We start from the raw sequence: 19,079 nt of genomic DNA on the forward strand, positions 1-19,079 counted from the left end.
AGTAAGAATTTCTATATGCCAAAACGTACCGATATAAAAAGCATCCTAATTATAGGATCAGGCCCAATCGTGATTGGGCAAGCTTGTGAGTTCGATTACTCTGGTGTACAAGCTTGTAAAGCACTACGCGAAGAGAACTACCGAGTAGTTCTAGTAAACTCTAATCCAGCAACTATTATGACTGATCCAGATATGGCTAATGCTACTTATATTGAGCCTATTCATTGGAAAGTCGTACATAAAATCATTGCAAAAGAGCGCCCAGATGCAATGCTACCTACTATGGGTGGTCAGACTGCACTAAATTGCGCACTTGACCTAAATCGTAAAGGTATACTAAAAGATTTTGGAGTAGAGATGATAGGTGCTACCGCCCATGCTATTGAGCAAGCGGAAAACCGTCAACTATTTAATCAGGCTATGAAAAAAATAGGATTAGATATTCCACGTTCAGGTTTGGCTAGTAATATGAGAGAAGCAAAAGATGTTGTTGCTAATGTTGGATTTCCTTGTATTATTCGCTCCTCATTTACTTTAGGAGGTACAGGAGGTGGTATTGCTTACTCACAAATAGATTTTCAAGAAATTTGCGAACGTGGATTCGATCTATTTCATCATGGTCAACTTCTCATAGAAGAATCGCTAATAGGTTGGAAAGAATATGAAATGGAGGTTGTGCGTGATAATAAAGATAATTGTATTATAGTTTGTGCACTAGAAAACGTAGATCCTATGGGTATTCATACTGGTGACTCTATTACTGTTGCGCCAGCACAGACACTAACAGACAAAGAATATCAAATTATGCGGAATGCTTCTATAGCCGTTTTGCGTGAAATAGGTGTCGATACTGGAGGTTCTAATGTACAGTTTGCGGTAAACCCAACTACTGGACAACTCATTATTATAGAAATGAATCCACGCGTATCTAGATCATCTGCTTTAGCTTCTAAAGCAACTGGATTTCCTATTGCGAGGATAGCCGCAAAACTAGCAGTAGGCTATCATCTTGATGAATTAATGAACGGCATTACTGGTAGCCTAACACCAGCTTCATTTGAACCATCTATCGACTATGTAGTCACGAAAATACCAAGATTTAACTTTGATAAATTCTCTGAGACTAATAATCGTCTAACGACACAGATGAAATCAGTAGGTGAAGTCATAGCTATAGGACGTACACAACAGGAATCACTACAAAAAGCATTACGTAGCTTAGAAGTTAACGTAAAAGGATTTGATCCTAAAGTTAATCTACAAGATCCTGCTGCATTAACGATAATTAATTATGAGCTGAAGAACGCTGGTAGTGAACGTATTTGGTTTATTGCAGATGCATTTCGTGCTGGAATGTCAGTGGATAATGTTTTTCATTTAACCAATATTGATCGTTGGTTTCTCGCCCAAATTGAAGAACTTATACAAATAGAAAATAAGGTAGCAAAACATGGCATGATTGGTTTAACAGCAGAGTTTCTTCGTCAATTAAAACGTAAAGGATTTGCTGATGCACGTTTAGCGACGTTAGTTAGCGTTAAGGAAGAAGATATTCGTAAATTACGAGAACATTATAACTTATATCCAGTTTATAAGCGAGTAGATACCTGTGCTGCGGAGTTCTCAACTCAAACTGCATATATGTATTCTACTTATGATGATGAGTGTGAATCCTTTCCTTGTCATGATCGCAAAAAAATTATTGTTTTAGGTGGAGGACCAAACCGTATTGGCCAAGGCCCGGAATTTGACTATTGTTGTGTACATGCTCTGTTAGCATTACGTGAAGAAGGTTATGAAGCTATTATGATTAACTGTAATCCAGAGACAGTTTCTACCGATTATGATATGTCAGAGCGACTCTATCTAGAACCTGTAACAATAGAAAATGTTTTAGATATAGTACGTATCGAACAACCTGATGGTGTTATTATCCAGTATGGTGGACAAACACCACTAAAATTAGCATTAGCACTAGAAGCAGCTGGAGTACCAATTATAGGAACAAAACCTGATGCAATTGATAGGGCTGAAAATAGAGAAAGATTCCAGAATCTAATTAATTACCTTGGTTTAAAACAGCCTCCCAATGCTACTGTTACTAGTATAGAGATGGCGGTAGAAAAGGTAGCTACTATTGGTGGTTATCCACTTATGGTACGTCCATCTTATGTTCTTGGCGGTCAGGCAATGAATATTATTTATAATGAAATGGATTTAATGATATCTTTTCAAAAAGCATTTAGTATTTCTGTTCATAAAACACCAGTACTAATAGAGAAATTTATTGATGATGCAATAGAAGTTGATGTAGATGCTATCTGTGACGGAAAAACAGTTTTAATTGGCGGTATTATGGAACATATCGAGCAAGCTGGGATACATTCTGGTGATTCAGCTTGTTCGCTACCAACTTATACCATGAACCATAATATTAAAGAGGAGATACGTAGGCAGGTTAAAAAAATTGCTTTAGAGCTCCAAGTAATAGGTTTAATTAATGTGCAGTTTGCAATCAAAAAAAATGATGTTTACTTGATTGAGGTTAACCCACGTGCTGCACGTACTGTTCCTTTTGTCTCTAAAGCTATAGGAGTAGCTCTTGCTAAAGTTGCTACTAAAGTAATGATTGGAAAATCACTTATTGAGCTAGGAATAATAAATGAAGTTATTCCACCTTATTTTTCAGTAAAAAAAGTAGTACTTCCATTCCATAAATTTGCTGGTGTTGATCCTATTCTCGGACCAGAAATGCGTTCTACTGGGGAAGTAATGGGAGTAGGTAGTACTTTCGCTGAAGCATTTGCAAAAGCAATGCTTGCTAGCCAATCCTATATAAAAAAAAGTGGGCGAGTTCTACTATCGATAGGTGACCAACATCCACACCGAATTGTTAATCTCGCAAATAAATTACTTCAGCATGGTTTTGAGTTAGATGCTACAGATAGTACCGCAGTTATACTCCGGAAATATGGTATTAATGTTCGTATAATTCAAACATTCGATTACATCAGCCTAAATCAACAAGTTCAAGATGGTATAAAAAATGGTAGATATAGTTATATAGTAACTACAAGTCAACATATTAAAGTGTTTAAGCAAATTTGTTGTAGTGCTATACAACATAAAGTGCATTACGACACTACTATGAATAGCGCTTTTGCTACAGCAATATCTCTTAATGCTGATGCTACAGCTCAAGTGAGTTCAATACAAGATATGCACTTAAAAATAATGTCTAATAAAAATAAATAAAGACTTAATTACATTGTTAACTAATTATTAGTAATTTACTAAATGATTATTAGTTTAATTGCTGCAATGACAGTAGATCGCATCATAGGTATAAAAAATACTATGCCTTGGCATTTATATGATGATTTGATCTGGTTTAAAAAACATACAAATAATAAACCAGTCATTATGGGCCGTAAAACCTTTGATGCTATTAAGAAGCCTTTATCTGGTCGATTGAATATCGTATTAAGCCGTAATTTCATCCCGTCTAGAGACCAAGACATTATCTGGGTAGATAATCCTATTAAGGCGTTGATAGCAGCAGGTAATGTTACCGAGGTAATGGTAATTGGTGGTGCTCAAATATATAATATTTTTATCTTACAGGCTCATAGACTTTATCTAACCCATATTGATATTAATATCAAAGGTGATACTTGGTTTCCCCATTATCACACTAATCAGTGGAGGGTTACATTTCGTAAATACCATAACGATCAAGAAAAAAATTTACCAAGATATTACTTCGAAATTCTAGAAAGAATGACAAATTCTTAACTTAATTTTTTTTACCTTTACCATTATAGCACAAATAGCTGCATTTTTTATTTCTCTTTTTTTGTGAGGGAATCTGTATAATTTTTTTATCTTCCCAGCATAGGAGCGTTAATTTACCACCCCAACAACAGCCGGTATCTAAACCGTAAATTCCTGTTGGTGTTCCTTTGCCTAAAAGCGAAGACCAATGACCAAAGATAATACTATATTTTTCTACAATTGTACTAGGTAGATTAAACCAAGGTCTGAGTGGTTCAGGAGCTTTATTTGGGATATCCTTACATAACATGTCAAGTTTCCCATTAGGAAAGCAGTAGCGCATCCTAGTAAAAACGTTAGTACTAAACTGTAATCTAGCTCGGTAACTTAATTCATTGCTCCAGTAATTCGGTATATCTTCATATATGCTATGCAAAAATAGCGGATAACTCTCACTTCTAAGTACCGTTTCAATTTCACTTGCGCATTGTAGTGCGGTATCAATATTCCATTGTGGTGTAATACCAGCATGGGCCATGAGAATTTTTTTCTTATTATCAACTTGTAGTACTGGTTGATAACGTAGCCAATTCATTAGATCTTCAGCATCAGGAGCTGTTAATAGTGGGATTGTATGATCTTTAATCCTATTCCGCATAATACCGGTATATACTGCTAGTAAATGTAAATCATGATTACCCAGTACAATACGTACGCTATTCCCTAACCTACGTATCATACGTAATACTTCTAGCGAACTTGGTCCCCGGGCTACTAGATCGCCGGTCAACCAAAGTGTATCAATTAATGGATCAAAAGCCACTTTCTCTAGAATAGTCTGTAATTCATCATAGCAACCATGGATATCACCAATGAAGTAAGTAGACATAATTAATAGATCATATTATAAAATACTAAAAGGGATAGTAACATAAAATAATTTTTATTCTAATAGAGCATTTCTTCATTGTACCGAACATTAGTGTCCTCAGAGGAAAAATATTATTTTTATTACCTTCCTGATTAGTAAAAGTAAAAACATAGCGATTATGTTCTGGTTTAGACTGTCTTTCAAGGTACTGGTTTAAAATGAAGGCAAATATATTACGTATTCATCCTTATTTTTTAGGCAGGCATTCGGCTAGTGTACTAGCTAAACAGCAATATTGTTCAACACTTAAGTTTTCGGCACGAAGCGTAGAAATTATGCCCTGTGTTAATAACTGTTCAACACTAAATAGATTACGTAAACTATTACGTATAGTCTTCCGACGCTGTTGGAACGCAAGGCTCGTTAAGAGATACAGTTTATTGATATCTTTGACAGGATAGGGTGGTATAACATACGGTACTAGCCGTACTACTGCTGAATCTACCTGAGGCACGGGTCTAAAAGACTCAGGTGGAACATCTAGAACTAAATCTATTTGGCAGTAATGTTGGGCTATCACGCTAAGTTTACCATAATTCTTATTATTAGGTTTAGCTAATAAACGGCTGACAACTTCTTTTTGCAACATAAAATGCATATCACGAATCATATGAATATGGCGAAATAGGTTAAACATCAGTGCTATAGAAATGTTATAAGGTAAGTTGCCAAAAATACGTAATGGTTGACTAAGTTTTTTTGCTAGGTCAGAGAAATTAACTTTCATTACATCCTGTGACAGAATATTTAACTTGTGTTGTAGAATAGGATGATTAGCTAAATAGGCTACTAAATTATGGTCTAGCTCAATTACAGTGATAGTCTTAACATACTTAGCTACATATTTAGTTAATGCACCTAAACCTGGTCCTATCTCTACTAGAGCTTGACTAGGTAGAGGATGGATAACAGCAACAATAGATTCAATAATATTCTGGTCGTGCAAAAAGTGCTGACCAAGACATTTACGTACTAAATGTCCTTGATAAAAATAGTTATACATTACTATTTTTGACCATTTCTATGGCTAAATTAAGGGCATTTTTCATGCTATTAGCCTTAGCTAAACCGGTACCAGCGAGCGAAAGTGCAGTTCCATGATCAACAGAAGTACGAATAAAAGGTAGACCAAAGGTGATATTAACTGCACTACCAAATCCCTGGTACTTAAGTACTGTTAAACCCTGATCATGATACATTGCTAGTACTACATCAGCTTCCTGTATATATTGAGGCAGAAATATCGTATCAGCCGGTAATGGACCCACAAGATCATAATGTTCTACTGCACGTAATGCTTTTAATACTGGAATTATTACTTCAATCTCTTCTTTACCTATATAGCCATCTTCACCAGCGTGTGGATTTAAACCGCAAACATAAACCCGCGGCTGTAGAATCCTTAATTGCTTGCGCAAATTCTCTACTAATAGAGTAATCACTTCATGTAGCATATTATAAGTAATTGTCCTGGGTACTGCACTAAGCGGTAAATGCGTTGTTGCTAATGCTACGCGCATCGACTCTGTTACAAGCATCATCACAACCATTTTTTTCTTACTACGTTCGGCAAGAAATTCTGTATGACCGCTAAATGGTATTCCACATGCGTTTATTATGCCTTTATGTACTGGTCCAGTTACTAGTGCAGCAAACTCACCATTTAAACAGCCATCACAAGCTCGAGCTAGCGTAGCTATAACATAGTTACTATTTGCTACATTAAGAATACCAGGAGTAACTATATCTGATGTATTAATTGCAAGTATGGTTAGTTCACCAATATTATTTAACCTAACATAATTAGGTTGATAAGGATGTAGTAATAGCGGTGGTAAACCTAGCTGTTTTACACGATGGATTAACAAGTATGGATCAGTACAAACAACTATTTCAACCGGCCACGCCTGTTGAGCTAACATTGCTACCAGATCGATTCCAATCCCAGCTGGTTCACCAGGAGTGATAATTATACGTAGTGATTTACTATCTATTGTCATGGTGGTTGATAATTTTTATATAAGCTAAATCTCGCTGTTCCTGTATCCAGATATGTGCTATTTCAGCTAGCTTACGATGCCATAGTATACGGTAGGCTGCTTCTTTATTTGTGGTGTTTTCTACCTGACGAATATTTTGTAGCTGAATCAAATGCCATCCTTGTGATGAACGAACAGGTATACTTAGTTGTCCCTTATTTAGAGATAGTAATAATTTACGGAATGTAGGAGTAAAGGCATTCAATGCATTCCAACCTAGATCACCTCCCTGTTGTGAAGAAATAATATCTTCTGATATTTGCTTTGCTACTATACTAAAGCTAATATCACCAATATTAATTTTCCGTGCTATATTAAGTAGCTGAACACGAGCCTGATTATCATTCCTCTTTACTGAAGTACGTAGTAAAATATGGCGAGCATAAACCTCGGTAATAGGGATATTACTCATATGAGTTCTTATCATATCATGAACCTTCAATATATGAATCCCAATATCTGAATATATAGGGCCTATAACACTGCCTTTTTGTGCTCCATATAAATGTTTAGCTAATATTAGTGGTAATTTTGTATGCTGTATCCCAATCATGCTGAAAGAATTTAACATTTGAGTATCAGTAGAGTATTTAATAGCTAGCTCCCGAAAATCATTTTGTTTTTCGCTTTGTGCCATTAGAAATAAAGCTAATGCTTCTGCCTCATTTTTTTGCTTACGCGAAGGTTTTTCCGGTAATGGGATCAACATATGACTAAGATTAAATGTTGTATTTTTGCGTATTGCTATTTTCTTGGCTAAAAATTCTACTTCTTGAGGAAGAATAGTTATTCTTCGGTGAAGAGCGCTATTAAGTACTTCAGCTATTAATAGATCTTGACGAAGTTGCGCTCGATAAATATCGTAGATATTTCTGTTAGAGTACATTAGGTGACGTAATTTAGCTATAGATAGATTCTGACTAGAAGTTAGATCGTGGATAATTTTATTTAACTTAGTCTCTGCTATAGTAATATGACTAAGTTTAGCTTGTTGTTGTATAATTTTTTTTATAATTAAACGATCTATAATATGTTTATTGAGCTGATTATCTTCTAGCTGTTCCTGATAGTTAAGTTTAGCGTAATTTTGAATACTATCCCGTAAAATTTTTAACTCACTTTCTAGAATAATATCGTTATTAACGATAGCTACTACTTGATCTATAAGATTAGGTTCTGCTATAGCGCAATTAATATATGTATAAAAATATAGTATAATAATACTTAGAAGAAGTTTTATCCCATCCATCCTAATTGTTCTACGTGAAAGTGATAAAAATTTACTTGTATTGACTAAATGAACCTTATATATCATCAGTTAACAGTTATTGTTTTATTTGCTTTAATTTTTACTTCAAGTTGTTCTATGTATAATATAGTCATCTATCATCATAACCTTCATCAAGGTAATTACTTGACGAAAACTGACGTTGATCAAATTCATATTGGCATGACTAAGCAACAGGTATCTAATATCCTTGGAACACCAATTTTTCAAGATCAAAATAATACTTGGTATTATATTGATCGCTGTAAAATAAATCACCAACATCTTACTCAAAAGAGAGTAATATTAACCTTTAATAAGAGTGATATTTTAACTAATCTTGATAAGTTTACAGACTATTGATCTAACACAAGATAACAACTATTTTAGTTATAATGTACGTAAGCGGATACGATCTTTAGGATTTATAAGTAATGGTCGGTAAATTTCTATCCTGTCACCATTACTTAATGGTTCTTTTAATGATATAATTTTGCTAAAAATACCTACTTTATTAATCTTTATTAGATCAATTTCTGGTTGTAAAGATAGAATACCTGAAGCCTCAATAGCCTGCTCTACGCTACTACTTTTAGGTAAGAGTAACGATAATATATACTGATGATTTGGTAGGGCATAAACTACCTTAACTATAATATTAGACACTATAAATTGAATTATCTTTATTAGATAGTGAACTATTTTTTGATATAATAACAATATTATTAACTATATATATAATTATATTATGCATTAATATTATTAACTAATCGTCCAGTTGCTTTTATTATATCACAGAGGTAATCATTACCGATGATAAAAATCATTTATTTATCTTATCTATTTGATAAATTAATGCTTAATAAGTATTATATAAAGCATAGTTATTGTTAAAATGAAAAACCAAACACCATGCCGAGTTAGTAAAATAACTACTATTACACAAAATAAACGTGTACGCTACGAATATTTTATAGAGCAAGAATTTGAAGCAGGAATTTCTTTACTTGGTTGGGAAGTAAAATCGCTACGTGCTGGAATAGTTCATATAAACGATAGTTATATTTTACTAAAAGATAGCGAGGCATTTTTATTAGGCGCAACATTACGACCACTGATAGTTGCTTCATCGCATATTCTTTATTCTCCTATGCGGAGTAGAAAGCTACTACTTCGTAGACGTGAACTTGATACGCTATTAGGTAAAGTTCATCGTAAAGGTTATACTATTGTTCCAATATCATTATATTGGAGAAATAGTTTAGCTAAAATCCAGCTTGGTATAGCTAAAGGTAAAAAACAATATGATAAACGGCATTGTATAAAAGAACGTGAATGGCTACTGAATAAAGCCCGCATTACCAAATTAGTCCATCGATAAAATTTAAATATTGATGTGCCGAAGAGAGATTTATGCTATAGGAGAAGATAAACTATTAATAAATAAGGATTAATATATGGGGCTGATTATGGATTCGACAGGATTGTCGTAACCTTAGGTGCATGCCGAGGTAAGGTAATCTCGTAAAATAACCTAACATAAACAATTGCAAATAACTCGCAATATGAATCTGTTGCATTAGCAGCTTAAATCAGCTTAAGAACTGAAGATTCCCTCTCTCCCTAGTCTTATCTCTTAGAACGGGGTTAAGAGAGGTCAAATATCAAAGAGATAGCGTAAATATCAAACCTGGGGATAAAACGCTAAAAACACAGGTTAGTTTGTCAATAGCGTGTCTGTTCGCTATAGACAAACGAAAATTAAAACAGTACTAAGCATGTAGTACCAAGGGCGTAGTAATTCTGGACGCGGGTTCAAATCCCGCCAGCTCCAGTCAAAATAAATATAAGAACTAATTAATTAAAATGAGACTTTAAAGTTAGGATTAAGAAAAGATTTACGTGGTAAATAATCAATTTCTTTTTGATGCCAGTCATGCACTTTTGCTCCAGCAGCTATAGCAATTGCATGACCTGCCGCAGTATCCCAGATATTAGTTGGTGTAAAACGTGGATAAATCTGTGCACTACCTTCTGCAATCATACAAAATTTTAGAGATGACCCGATAGTTTTGATCTGATATTCTCCTATTTGTGTTAAGTAATTAAATAGTTCATGATTATTACCATGAGAACGGCTAACTACTACGATCGGTGGTTTTGCATCTGTTACTACTAGTTCAAATAAAGAGTTATTTTCATCTACTTTCCATGCTTTCATATTATCCGCTGCATACAATATATCTATAGCAGGTGCATATACTACTCCCATGATTGGCTTGCTATGTTCAATGAGAGCAATGTTAACCGTGAACTCACCATTACGACGCAAAAACTCTTTAGTTCCATCTAATGGATCTACTAACCAAAAGTAGCGCCAATGCTGTCGTAAATCCCAGTTAGCAGGATTCTCTTCCGAGAGAATCGGTATATCAGGAGTTAATTGATGTAAATGATCCACTATTACCTGATGTGATACTAGATCTGCCGCTGTTACAGGAGAAGAATCTGGCTTATTATTTAGTGCTAGTGGCTGATTGCCCATGTATACCTGCATAATAGCTTTTCCTGCAGTACGAGCGATTGCAATTATTTTATTGATCATCGTAATTTACTATATACTTATTACTTTTCAGCTATAACAAGTACATTTATAGCTACGGAAATATCGCTATGAATACGAATACTAACTATGTGATTACCAGTCGTACGTAAAACACCATTAGGTAAGCGAACTTCACTTTTTTTTGTATTGATGCCAGCCATAGAAATAGCGTTAGCAATATCGCGAGTACCGATAGAACCAAATAATTTTCCTTCTTCGCCTGCTTTTGATAGTATAGTGATACTACCAAGTTCATTAATTTTATTAGCTCTAGCTTCAGCAGCCGACTTAATATTAGCTAGTTTTGCTACTAATTCAACACGACATTTTTCAAAATACTCAACGTTTTTTCTAGTTGCAGGTACTGCTTTACCCTGGGGTACTAGATAGTTACGAGCATATCCCGCTTTAACGTTTACTTGTTCACCTAACTTGCCAAGATTACTAACATTATCAAGTAAAATTATTTGCATAATCTTATCCTGTGCTCTAATCAATTTTTTTAAAATATATTACTTTATACAAAAAGTTTATACAACAAGTCGAATTATATTAGGTTTACTGATGAAGATCAGTATATGGTAATAAAGATAGGTATCGAGCACGCTTAATTGCACGAGCAAGCTGACGTTGATATTTAGCACGAGTACCAGTAATACGGCTCGGAACAATCTTGCCGCTTTCAGTAATGTAATTTTTCAATGTAGCTATATCTTTATAATCAATTTCAATCACGTCTTCAGCAGTAAAACGGCAGAACTTGCGACGACGGAAATAACGTGCCATATGTTATTCTCCAGACTTTATTAAATAAATCTGCTCAGCATGTAATACTATTTTACTGAGTCCATTACGCCCTTGATGACTACTAATAAAACCATTTATGCTAATTTTCTCGCCAACTATTATACTATTAGTAATATCGTTAAAAGCATTACCACTCATTACTACCGATATTCTACACCATGCTTGACGTTTAAAACCAGCTTCTTCTTGTACAGAATAATGTTCAAGCACAAACTGACAATGTTTTATCCCAGATGGACTTACCTTTCTAACAGGCGTATTACAAATAATTCCTGATAATATCAGACGATTAGTCATGCTAAATTTTAGGCTATATAAATGATGTTGTTGTAACATGTATTATAATTCAGAATTTTTTTCTTCAGAATATTTATTTATTTCGGTTACCAAATTGTCATCTTTCGTCTTCACCATAGGAGATGCTTCAGTTACTATGTGCTTAACACGCATTATCATACTCCGGATAATAGCTTCATTGAAACGTAAATATTTGCTTAACTCATCCATAACTTTCTGTGAAGCTTCTAAGTTAATAAGTACATAATGTGCCTTATGTAGCTTTTTAATTGGGTAAGATAACTGACGACGGCCCCAATCTTCTAAGCGATGAATTTTTCCTTGAGCACTCGTTATAACGGTACTATACCGTTCAATCATTCTAGAAACTTGTTCACTTTGGTCAGGATGAACCATTAAAACAATTTCGTAATGACGCATTAAATAGCTCCTTATAGACGGATAATCTACGATAGTAAATTTAACTGTTTAGTAAAACTCAGTGATAATCATTTATTACATCTATTATCATTACATTTTAACGGGTAGAACGTAAAGACGCGAAGTTCATTTTCGCGTTATTGAATAATGTTTTCAACTAGATAATCTTTGGCGAACTACCTCAAAAAGAAAGACACCAACTGCAACAGAAACATTAAGTGAAGCTACAGAACCAACCATAGGAATTCGAAGAAGCTCATTGCAATATTTTTTAGTCAAACGACGGATGCCATTACCTTCAGCACCGACGACTAGTGCGATTGGGCTAGTAAACTTAAATGAAGTTTGATAAATATGACTATCCGCTTCAATAGTAGTACCTAAAATCAAGATGTTATGTTCTTGTAGCAATCGTAATGTACGTGCCAAGTTAGTTACTTGGATTAATGGCATGGTTTCTGCCGCTCCACTTGCAACTTTTTTCACTGTTGCGTTCAGATATGCCGAACGATTACGTGGAATAATAATGGCATTAACTCCAGCTGCATCAGCACAACGCAAGCAAGCACCTAAATTATGAGGATCTGTAACACCATCTAATACTAATAAGAGTGGTGCTGTATGTTGTGCTAGTAATGCTGGTAGATCTTGTTCCTGAAATTGACGTCTATTAGTTTGTACTCGTGCGATAATTCCTTGATGTGTAGCACCTTTAACTTGCATATCTAGCCATTGGCGATTAACTATCTTGATGATAATTTTTTTTTGTTTTAGTTGCTTAATAATACATTGGAAACGCTGGTCATTACGTCTTTCGAGAAGATATACTTCTTTAAATAATTGAGGATCACGTTTTAAAATAGCCTGTACAGCGTGTATACCGTAAATTATTTCATTCATTAGTTATATTGTATAGTTATTTGGTAAGTATATTCATTCGGATACATACGACTGGTAGAACATAGCAATCGGTAACTTAGTGTTAAAATTAGCTACGAACAAACAGCTTATTACTGCTAATTTGGTGGTTATTTTTATGATGGTATTGTCTCGTTGATATTAGTGAAAAGTTAATTTTACGATCACTCATATGTATTGCTTCAACACGAATTCCTACTGTATCACCAATACGATAAATTTTACCTCCAGATTCACCGATCAGTAGCTGATTAACATTATCATAACGGTAATAGTCATTTTCTAGTGACGAGATATGTACTAAACCATCAATAAAAAGTCCATTAATGCGCACGAAAAAACCAAAACAAGTGATATTCGCAATAGTACCGTAGAATACTTCACCGACATGTTCTTGCATAAAATCGCATTTTAACCAATCTGTAACATTACGGGTAGCTTCATCAGCTCGACGCTCGTTCATCGAACAATGCTGGCCAATCTGTAACATCTCTTTTAGCTCAGAATGCCAACCACCAGATGGCGTAGAACGGCCATTTGCTTTACCATTCTGCCGACCTAAAAGATATTTTATTGCTCGGTGTAAAACAAGATCAGAATAACGACGGATAGGTGAAGTAAAATGAGTATAAGCCTGTAAAGCTAAACCAAAATGACCACGATTTTCTGGATCATAGATAGCTTGCTTCATTGATCGTAAGAGCATAGTTCGTAACATTTCGTAATCCGTTCTACGAGAAACTACACTCATTATTTCAGCATAATCCTTAGGTTGAGGTTGATCACCTCCTCCTAAGTTTAAACCTCGTTTACCTAAAATTGCACGTAGTAAAGTTATATTATCATTACTAGGACGATCGTGCACACGATACAGCGCTGGCTCTTTGTTTTTCTCAATAAATCGTGCAGCGGCAATATTTGCTAATATCATACACTCTTCAATAAGCTTATGTGCTTCATTACGTACTACTAGCTCAATCCTTTCAATACGTTGTTCTGCATTAAAGATAAACTGAGTTTCTTCGGTATCAAAGGAGATACCACCACGTTGTATCCTTGCCTGCTCTAATTTTAGAGACATAGTATGTAAATTGTTTAGTGGCTGAACTAATTGTGCATAATAAGTGCACAATTGTTGATTACCCTGTAATATTTGCCAGACATTATTATATGTTAGACGAGCTTTAGAATTTATTATTGCTTCATAAAACTTATAGGAAGAAAGTTTACCTTGAGCGGAAATTGTCATTTCGCATACCATGCATAACCGATCTACCTGTGGGTTCAGTGAACATAAACTATGAGAAAGAATTTCAGGTAGCATTGGAATAACTTGAGATGGAAAATAAATTGATGTAGCTCGATTTCTGGCTTCATTATCTAATGGTGTATGTGGACGAACATAATAGCTAACATCAGCAATAGCTACCCATAAGCGCCATCCACTACTCTTTTTCTCACAGTATACCGCATCATCAAAATCACGTGCTTCTTCCCCATCAATAGTTACTAGTGGTAGCATACGTAAATCCACACGACTACGCTTAACAACTTCTGGGACTTCTTTTGTAAAAGTAGCCGCTTGTTCTTCTACTTCTGGTGGCCATATATAAGGTAGTGCATAGCTACGTAAAGCAATATCTACCACCATACTTGTATTTATATGATCACCTAGGACTTCAACTATTTTTCCTATTGCTTTAATATTACGGTTCGGACGCTGAATTAATTGAACAACAACCAGACAACCAACATCAGCATTATTTCTATCTGCTGGTGGAATAATTATCTTAAAGCTAAGACGGCTGTCATCAGGTACGACAAAAGCACGATTAGTATCGACATAAAATTTACCAACTATTGGTTGATTTTTAGGTATTAGTACGCGTATAATGCGAGCTTCTCTGCGCCCTTTATTATAGTGCTCTCCTTGAGAGAGAGCAGCTATTACTATATCTCCATGAATCACTATCTTCATCTGTTCTACTGAAAGATACAAATCTTCCTTACGACCGCTAACCCGTAGAAAACCAAAACCATCTCGGTGACCAATAACTGTACCTCGTAGTAAATTATTATCTGTAGGTAGAATAGAATATTGTCTGTGAGTAAATGTTAATTGTCCATCTCTTTTCATGGCGCGTAGACGTCTGCGTAGACCATCTAATTGCTCTGCGCCACATACATTTAGTTCTAGTGCTAAATCCTTGCTGCTTATTGGTACTTCTCTTTTAGCTAGGTGAATAAGAATTAATTCCCTACTAGGAATTGGGCACTTATATTTTTCTGTATTGTGCGCCAAAAAAGGATTTTTTGACATTATGCTCCCTCCATAATATCGTTAAATATTCACTGTGTTGTGTATGTAGGTAAGCTATGTGTACTAACCAGAGATCAGGAATACTTCAATAGGTTATTGACCTCAATCACTAAATGGATCATGTAAAATAATAGTATCGCGTCGATCCGGACCAGTAGAAATTATATCAACTGGTACTCTAGTTAGTTCTTCGATAAGTTTAATATATTGATGTGCGGCTCTTGGTAAATCTGCTAACGCTTGTATTCCAACGGTAGTTTCGTTCCAGCCAGGTAAGGTTTCATAAATAGGTTCTATGCCTTCCCATTTTTCTAAAGCTATTGGTGTTGTGTATATTATACAACCATCCTGCATACGATAAGCCGAACATATCTTGATTTCCTTTAAGCCATCTAATACATCTAGTTTAGTTAAGCACAAACCAGAGATAGAATTAATATGTACAGCACGGCGAAGAGCAACGGCATCAAGCCACCCAGTGCGACGGCGCCGGCCAGTTGTTGCGCCAAATTCATGACCTTTCAGACATAAAAAATTACCAGTGTCATCAAATAATTCAGTAGGAAATGGGCCAGCTCCTACACGTGTAGAGTAAGCCTTAACAATACCTAATACATATCCTATATAGTGTGGTCCTAGACCAGAACCAGTAGTAACACAGCCTGCGGTAGTATTAGAAGATGTTACATAAGGGTAAGTACCATGATCAATATCTAATAAAGTACCCTGAGCACCCTCAAACATCATAATATCGCCTTGCTGGTAAGCATTGTATAATAACACTGATATATCAGCGACCATACTAGTTAACATATCTGTTACTACCATGATATCGTTAAGTATTTTCTGATAGCTAACTGCTTCTACCTTATAGTAATGCACTAGCTGAAAGTTATAGTAGTCCACTATATCTTTCAGCTTAATAGCAAAAGATTCTTTGTTGAATAAATCACTAACACGGAGTGCACGTCTTGCTACTTTATCTTCGTAAGCAGGACCAATACCACGTCCTGTAGTACCGAGAGCATTGGTGCCACGAGCTTTTTCACGGGCAATATCCATTGCCACATGGTAAGATAGAAGAAGTGGGCATGCTTCAGAAATTAGCATACGTTGACGCACTGGAATACCTCGAGCTTCGAGTTCATGTATCTCTTTTATTAGTGCTTCCGGTGATAACACAACGCCATGAGCGATAATACTTTTTACATTTTCACGTAGAATTCCAGAAGGTATCAAATGAAGAATAGTTTTTTCACCATTTATAACTAAAGTATGACCGGCATTATGCCCTCCCTGATAACGAATTACATATTTCGCTCGTTCAGTTAAGATATCAACTACCTTACCTTTACCTTCATCACCCCATTGGGTGCCAAGCACAACCACGTTATTACTCATATTTTATTTTACATTTACCAAATAACTAAAAATTAAATTTTAGCATCTGAAATTTAATTTTTCAGCACTTTATTTTACAATAAAGAATAAGTACAGTGAAATATTATTCATGCCAATGACCAGGAGATTTCATAAAGCGTAAGAAATCACTTTCTGGGCTTAATATAATAAAATTATTTTTATCATTAAAACTATTTTCATATGCACGTAAAGTACGTATAAAGGCATAGAAAGCAGGATCAATACTAAAAGCATCAGCATATAATTTAGCAGTTTGTGCGTCAGCCTCACCACGAATAATCAATGATTGTCGCTCTGCTTCTGCTAAAGTTCTCGTAACCTCATAGTCTGCAGTTGCACGTAGTTTTTCAGCCTCTTCTTGGCCCTGTGAACGATGACGACGAGCTACTGCCTCACGTTCTGCACGCATACGTTGATATATAGCATCGAAAACTTCGGTCGGTAAATTAATCTGTTTAATGCGTACATCTACTACCTGAATACCTAGAGCCGCCATGCTATTTGAGTTAACTGCTGCCGATTGCGAACCTTTCGTTTCTCGTTCAACACGTGCTGCAGCAGAAGCTATAGCGTGATCTGTAGCTTGTAACTCATCTTCATCCCCAGAAGTTCCATGATTTAGTGCTTCCCTTACGTCGGTCATTAGCTGATTGCGTGAGTCAGTCACTATACCCTTAACATGTAAACGCCCTAATTCTGAGCGTAAACGATCAGAAAACTTACGTTTTAGAAGTACTTCTGCCTGTGATATCTCGCCGCCACCTGTAGCAAGATAATAACGACTAAAATCACTGATGCGCCACTTAATATAAGAATCGACAATTAGATCTTTCTTTTCCATCGTTACAAAGCGATCAGCCTGATTTTCCATTGTTTGAATACGGGCATCTAAATTCTTAACTGTTTCAATAAAAGGAATTTTGATATGTAAACCAGGATTATAAATTAGTGGTTTTTCATCGCGATCACGTAGTACTTTACCAAAGCGTAAAACTATGCCACGTTGTCCTTCTTGAACAACGAATAGTGAAGCACATAACATTAAATAAACTATCGTAACAATCAGTATTAAAGGTTTATTCATTAGTTACTATCTTCCTTGACGGGTATTATTATTGCGCGTTGCATTAGCTTGGCGCTGCTGGTTTTTTAGAATGATGCTATCTGTTTTGTTAGTTATGGGTAACTGCATATCAATACCAGGAATATATTTATTTTTTTTAGTCGCCTCAGATTGATAACGTAACATACTATCTAATGGTAATAAGATTAAGTTGTTACTATTTTTTTCGTTCACTATGATCTTATTAGTTTTACTTAATAAACGCTCCATAGCATCTATATAGAGACGTTCACGAGTTACTTCTGGTGCTGCCTTATACTCTGGTAATACCTTAGCAAAACGTTGAACTTCACCCTTAGCTTCTAATATAGTACGTGCTTTGTATGCGCGCCCCTCTTCTAGAATACGCTGTGCCTGACCATTAGCCCTAGGTTGTACCTCATTTGCATAAGCTTCTGCTTCACGAATATATTGCTGTTCATTTTCACGTGCGGCAATAGCATCATCAAACGCAGCTTTTACCTCTTCTGGTGGCCGTGCAGCCTGGAAATTTACATCTAGTAATGTTAGACCCATATTATATGGTTGGATTGTTTCTTCTAGTACACGTTGAGTATCACTACGCACTACAGTACGACCTTCAGTCAGAATACGGTCCATAGTATATTTGCCGATTACCCCACGTAGGGCGCTATCAGTAGCCTGACGTAGACTATCGTCGGCATCAGTAACACTAAAAAGATAACGTTCTGGGTCAGTAATGCGGTACTGTACATTCATTTCTACGCGTACTACATTTTCATCGGAAGTAAGCATAACACCTGAAGCTGCTAATTCTCGTACTGATTCTACGTTAACCATAGTAACGGTATCAATAAAAGTAGGTTTCCAATTTAAGCCTGGATTCACCAGACGGTAAAATTTACCAAAACGAAGCACTACGCCACGTTCAGCTTCTTTAATAGTATACAAACCACTACCTAACCAAATAAGTGTTATTACTATGAGACAAATATATAGACTATTTTTACCTGGTATACCGTTACGACTAAAGCGGCCTAATAATTTACGGCTTAACTGATTGTAAATATCAGTCCAATCTAGCTGACGGTTATAATTACTGTTATTATTGCTACTTCCCCATGGGTCACGTTCATGTCCTTGATTACCTGGCTCATTCCACGCCATGTTTTAGCTCCATTTTACTCTAGTGTTT

At 35.5% G+C, this 19,079-nt stretch carries 19 protein-coding genes and 1 other RNA gene; 5 read left to right on the forward strand and 15 right to left on the reverse strand.

What is annotated here, in order from left to right:
• Nucleotides 1-15: 15 nt before the first annotated feature.
• Nucleotides 16-3,255, forward strand: a complete 3,240-nt coding sequence (gene carB, locus BCI_RS02780; protein WP_011520722.1) for a carbamoyl-phosphate synthase large subunit — start codon at nucleotides 16-18, stop codon at nucleotides 3,253-3,255.
• A gap of 42 nt (nucleotides 3,256-3,297) precedes the next feature.
• Complete coding sequence (gene folA / locus BCI_RS02785) at nucleotides 3,298-3,795, forward strand: type 3 dihydrofolate reductase (protein ID WP_011520723.1); 498 nt, start codon at nucleotides 3,298-3,300, stop codon at nucleotides 3,793-3,795.
• Between the two features lies 1 nt (nucleotide 3,796).
• On the opposite strand, the gene apaH is transcribed toward folA, so the two are convergent.
• From apaH to surA, 4 genes are all read right to left on the reverse strand, one after another.
• Nucleotides 3,797-4,663: a bis(5'-nucleosyl)-tetraphosphatase (symmetrical) ApaH gene (apaH, locus tag BCI_RS02790; RefSeq protein ID WP_011520724.1), complete on the reverse strand. Its 867-nt coding sequence runs from the start codon at nucleotides 4,661-4,663 to the stop codon at nucleotides 3,797-3,799.
• Nucleotides 4,664-4,892: 229 nt separating this feature from the next.
• Complete coding sequence (gene rsmA, locus BCI_RS02795) at nucleotides 4,893-5,708, reverse strand: 16S rRNA (adenine(1518)-N(6)/adenine(1519)-N(6))-dimethyltransferase RsmA (RefSeq protein WP_011520725.1); 816 nt, start codon at nucleotides 5,706-5,708, stop codon at nucleotides 4,893-4,895.
• The gene (gene pdxA, locus BCI_RS02800; protein ID WP_011520726.1) at nucleotides 5,701-6,705 is read right to left on the reverse strand and encodes a 4-hydroxythreonine-4-phosphate dehydrogenase PdxA; all 1,005 of its coding nucleotides are present in this window, start codon (nucleotides 6,703-6,705) and stop codon (nucleotides 5,701-5,703) included. The genes rsmA and pdxA overlap by 8 nt, the downstream gene beginning before the upstream one ends.
• Nucleotides 6,692-8,059: a peptidylprolyl isomerase SurA gene (gene surA / locus BCI_RS02805; RefSeq protein ID WP_049752736.1), complete on the reverse strand. Its 1,368-nt coding sequence runs from the start codon at nucleotides 8,057-8,059 to the stop codon at nucleotides 6,692-6,694. The genes pdxA and surA overlap by 14 nt, the downstream gene beginning before the upstream one ends.
• Between surA and bamE the strand changes: the two genes are divergently transcribed.
• Nucleotides 8,042-8,374 carry an outer membrane protein assembly factor BamE gene (gene bamE, locus BCI_RS02810; protein WP_011520728.1) on the forward strand — a complete coding sequence of 111 codons (333 nt, stop codon included), beginning with the start codon at nucleotides 8,042-8,044 and terminating at the stop codon, nucleotides 8,372-8,374. The two genes, surA and bamE, sit on opposite strands and share 18 nt — an antisense overlap.
• A gap of 27 nt (nucleotides 8,375-8,401) precedes the next feature.
• On the opposite strand, the gene BCI_RS02815 is transcribed toward bamE, so the two are convergent.
• Complete coding sequence (locus BCI_RS02815) at nucleotides 8,402-8,677, reverse strand: RnfH family protein (RefSeq protein WP_041574960.1); 276 nt, start codon at nucleotides 8,675-8,677, stop codon at nucleotides 8,402-8,404.
• A 229-nt stretch (nucleotides 8,678-8,906) separates the two neighbouring features.
• Here BCI_RS02815 and smpB point away from each other — a divergent pair, with 229 nt between their 5' ends.
• Both smpB and ssrA read left to right on the forward strand, forming a co-directional pair.
• Complete coding sequence (gene smpB / locus BCI_RS02820; protein ID WP_011520730.1) at nucleotides 8,907-9,392, forward strand: SsrA-binding protein SmpB; 486 nt, start codon at nucleotides 8,907-8,909, stop codon at nucleotides 9,390-9,392.
• A 78-nt stretch (nucleotides 9,393-9,470) separates the two neighbouring features.
• Nucleotides 9,471-9,848, forward strand: a transfer-messenger RNA (tmRNA) gene (gene ssrA / locus BCI_RS03305).
• 24 nt (nucleotides 9,849-9,872) lie between these two features.
• Here the strand turns inward: ssrA and cysQ are convergent.
• The 10 genes from cysQ to hflK form a co-directional block, all read right to left on the reverse strand.
• Nucleotides 9,873-10,616 (reverse strand): 3'(2'),5'-bisphosphate nucleotidase CysQ, encoded by a 744-nt coding sequence (gene cysQ, locus BCI_RS02825; RefSeq protein ID WP_011520731.1) that lies wholly within the window; start codon nucleotides 10,614-10,616, stop codon nucleotides 9,873-9,875.
• A gap of 20 nt (nucleotides 10,617-10,636) precedes the next feature.
• Nucleotides 10,637-11,089: a 50S ribosomal protein L9 gene (gene rplI / locus BCI_RS02830; protein ID WP_011520732.1), complete on the reverse strand. Its 453-nt coding sequence runs from the start codon at nucleotides 11,087-11,089 to the stop codon at nucleotides 10,637-10,639.
• Nucleotides 11,090-11,174: 85 nt separating this feature from the next.
• On the reverse strand, nucleotides 11,175-11,402 hold the full coding sequence (gene rpsR / locus BCI_RS02835; RefSeq protein WP_011520733.1) for a 30S ribosomal protein S18: 228 nt from the start codon (nucleotides 11,400-11,402) through the stop codon (nucleotides 11,175-11,177).
• A gap of 3 nt (nucleotides 11,403-11,405) precedes the next feature.
• Nucleotides 11,406-11,720 carry a primosomal replication protein N gene (gene priB, locus BCI_RS02840; protein WP_041574962.1) on the reverse strand — a complete coding sequence of 105 codons (315 nt, stop codon included), beginning with the start codon at nucleotides 11,718-11,720 and terminating at the stop codon, nucleotides 11,406-11,408.
• A 42-nt stretch (nucleotides 11,721-11,762) separates the two neighbouring features.
• The gene (gene rpsF / locus BCI_RS02845) at nucleotides 11,763-12,140 is read right to left on the reverse strand and encodes a 30S ribosomal protein S6 (protein ID WP_011520735.1); all 378 of its coding nucleotides are present in this window, start codon (nucleotides 12,138-12,140) and stop codon (nucleotides 11,763-11,765) included.
• A 153-nt stretch (nucleotides 12,141-12,293) separates the two neighbouring features.
• Nucleotides 12,294-13,040: a 23S rRNA (guanosine(2251)-2'-O)-methyltransferase RlmB gene (gene rlmB / locus BCI_RS02850; protein WP_011520736.1), complete on the reverse strand. Its 747-nt coding sequence runs from the start codon at nucleotides 13,038-13,040 to the stop codon at nucleotides 12,294-12,296.
• A gap of 88 nt (nucleotides 13,041-13,128) precedes the next feature.
• The gene (rnr, locus tag BCI_RS02855) at nucleotides 13,129-15,378 is read right to left on the reverse strand and encodes a ribonuclease R (protein WP_011520737.1); all 2,250 of its coding nucleotides are present in this window, start codon (nucleotides 15,376-15,378) and stop codon (nucleotides 13,129-13,131) included.
• Between the two features lie 102 nt (nucleotides 15,379-15,480).
• Entirely contained in the window at nucleotides 15,481-16,779 is a 1,299-nt protein-coding gene (locus BCI_RS02860; RefSeq protein ID WP_011520738.1) for an adenylosuccinate synthase, read from the reverse strand.
• 103 nt (nucleotides 16,780-16,882) lie between these two features.
• Nucleotides 16,883-17,884 carry a protease modulator HflC gene (hflC, locus tag BCI_RS02865; protein ID WP_011520739.1) on the reverse strand — a complete coding sequence of 334 codons (1,002 nt, stop codon included), beginning with the start codon at nucleotides 17,882-17,884 and terminating at the stop codon, nucleotides 16,883-16,885.
• Nucleotides 17,885-17,890: 6 nt separating this feature from the next.
• Nucleotides 17,891-19,051 carry an FtsH protease activity modulator HflK gene (gene hflK, locus BCI_RS02870; RefSeq protein WP_011520740.1) on the reverse strand — a complete coding sequence of 387 codons (1,161 nt, stop codon included), beginning with the start codon at nucleotides 19,049-19,051 and terminating at the stop codon, nucleotides 17,891-17,893.
• Nucleotides 19,052-19,079: the final 28 nt, after the last annotated feature.

The organism is Baumannia cicadellinicola str. Hc (Homalodisca coagulata) (genome assembly GCF_000013185.1).
GTDB lineage: Bacteria > Pseudomonadota > Gammaproteobacteria > Enterobacterales > Enterobacteriaceae > Baumannia > Baumannia cicadellinicola_E.

Bases quoted from the DNA above. Each gene is read 5' to 3' on its own strand.
- rlmB (WP_011520736.1), bottom strand. From the start codon at position 13,040: ATGAATGAAATAATTTACGGTATACACGCTGTACAGGCTATTTTAAAA.
- rpsF (WP_011520735.1), bottom strand. From the start codon at position 12,140: ATGCGTCATTACGAAATTGTTTTAATGGTTCATCCTGACCAAAGTGAA.
- folA (WP_011520723.1), top strand. From the start codon at position 3,298: ATGATTATTAGTTTAATTGCTGCAATGACAGTAGATCGCATCATAGGT.
- carB (WP_011520722.1), top strand. From the start codon at position 16: ATGCCAAAACGTACCGATATAAAAAGCATCCTAATTATAGGATCAGGC.
- rpsR (WP_011520733.1), bottom strand. From the start codon at position 11,402: ATGGCACGTTATTTCCGTCGTCGCAAGTTCTGCCGTTTTACTGCTGAA.
- rplI (WP_011520732.1), bottom strand. From the start codon at position 11,089: ATGCAAATAATTTTACTTGATAATGTTAGTAATCTTGGCAAGTTAGGT.
- apaH (WP_011520724.1), bottom strand. From the start codon at position 4,663: ATGTCTACTTACTTCATTGGTGATATCCATGGTTGCTATGATGAATTA.
- rnr (WP_011520737.1), bottom strand. From the start codon at position 15,378: ATGTCAAAAAATCCTTTTTTGGCGCACAATACAGAAAAATATAAGTGC.
- bamE (WP_011520728.1), top strand. From the start codon at position 8,042: ATGAACCTTATATATCATCAGTTAACAGTTATTGTTTTATTTGCTTTA.
- surA (WP_049752736.1), bottom strand. From the start codon at position 8,059: ATGATATATAAGGTTCATTTAGTCAATACAAGTAAATTTTTATCACTT.
- hflC (WP_011520739.1), bottom strand. From the start codon at position 17,884: ATGAATAAACCTTTAATACTGATTGTTACGATAGTTTATTTAATGTTA.
- smpB (WP_011520730.1), top strand. From the start codon at position 8,907: ATGAAAAACCAAACACCATGCCGAGTTAGTAAAATAACTACTATTACA.
- hflK (WP_011520740.1), bottom strand. From the start codon at position 19,051: ATGGCGTGGAATGAGCCAGGTAATCAAGGACATGAACGTGACCCATGG.
- BCI_RS02860 (WP_011520738.1), bottom strand. From the start codon at position 16,779: ATGAGTAATAACGTGGTTGTGCTTGGCACCCAATGGGGTGATGAAGGT.
- pdxA (WP_011520726.1), bottom strand. From the start codon at position 6,705: ATGACAATAGATAGTAAATCACTACGTATAATTATCACTCCTGGTGAA.
- rsmA (WP_011520725.1), bottom strand. From the start codon at position 5,708: ATGTATAACTATTTTTATCAAGGACATTTAGTACGTAAATGTCTTGGT.
- cysQ (WP_011520731.1), bottom strand. From the start codon at position 10,616: ATGATCAATAAAATAATTGCAATCGCTCGTACTGCAGGAAAAGCTATT.
- priB (WP_041574962.1), bottom strand. From the start codon at position 11,720: ATGACTAATCGTCTGATATTATCAGGAATTATTTGTAATACGCCTGTT.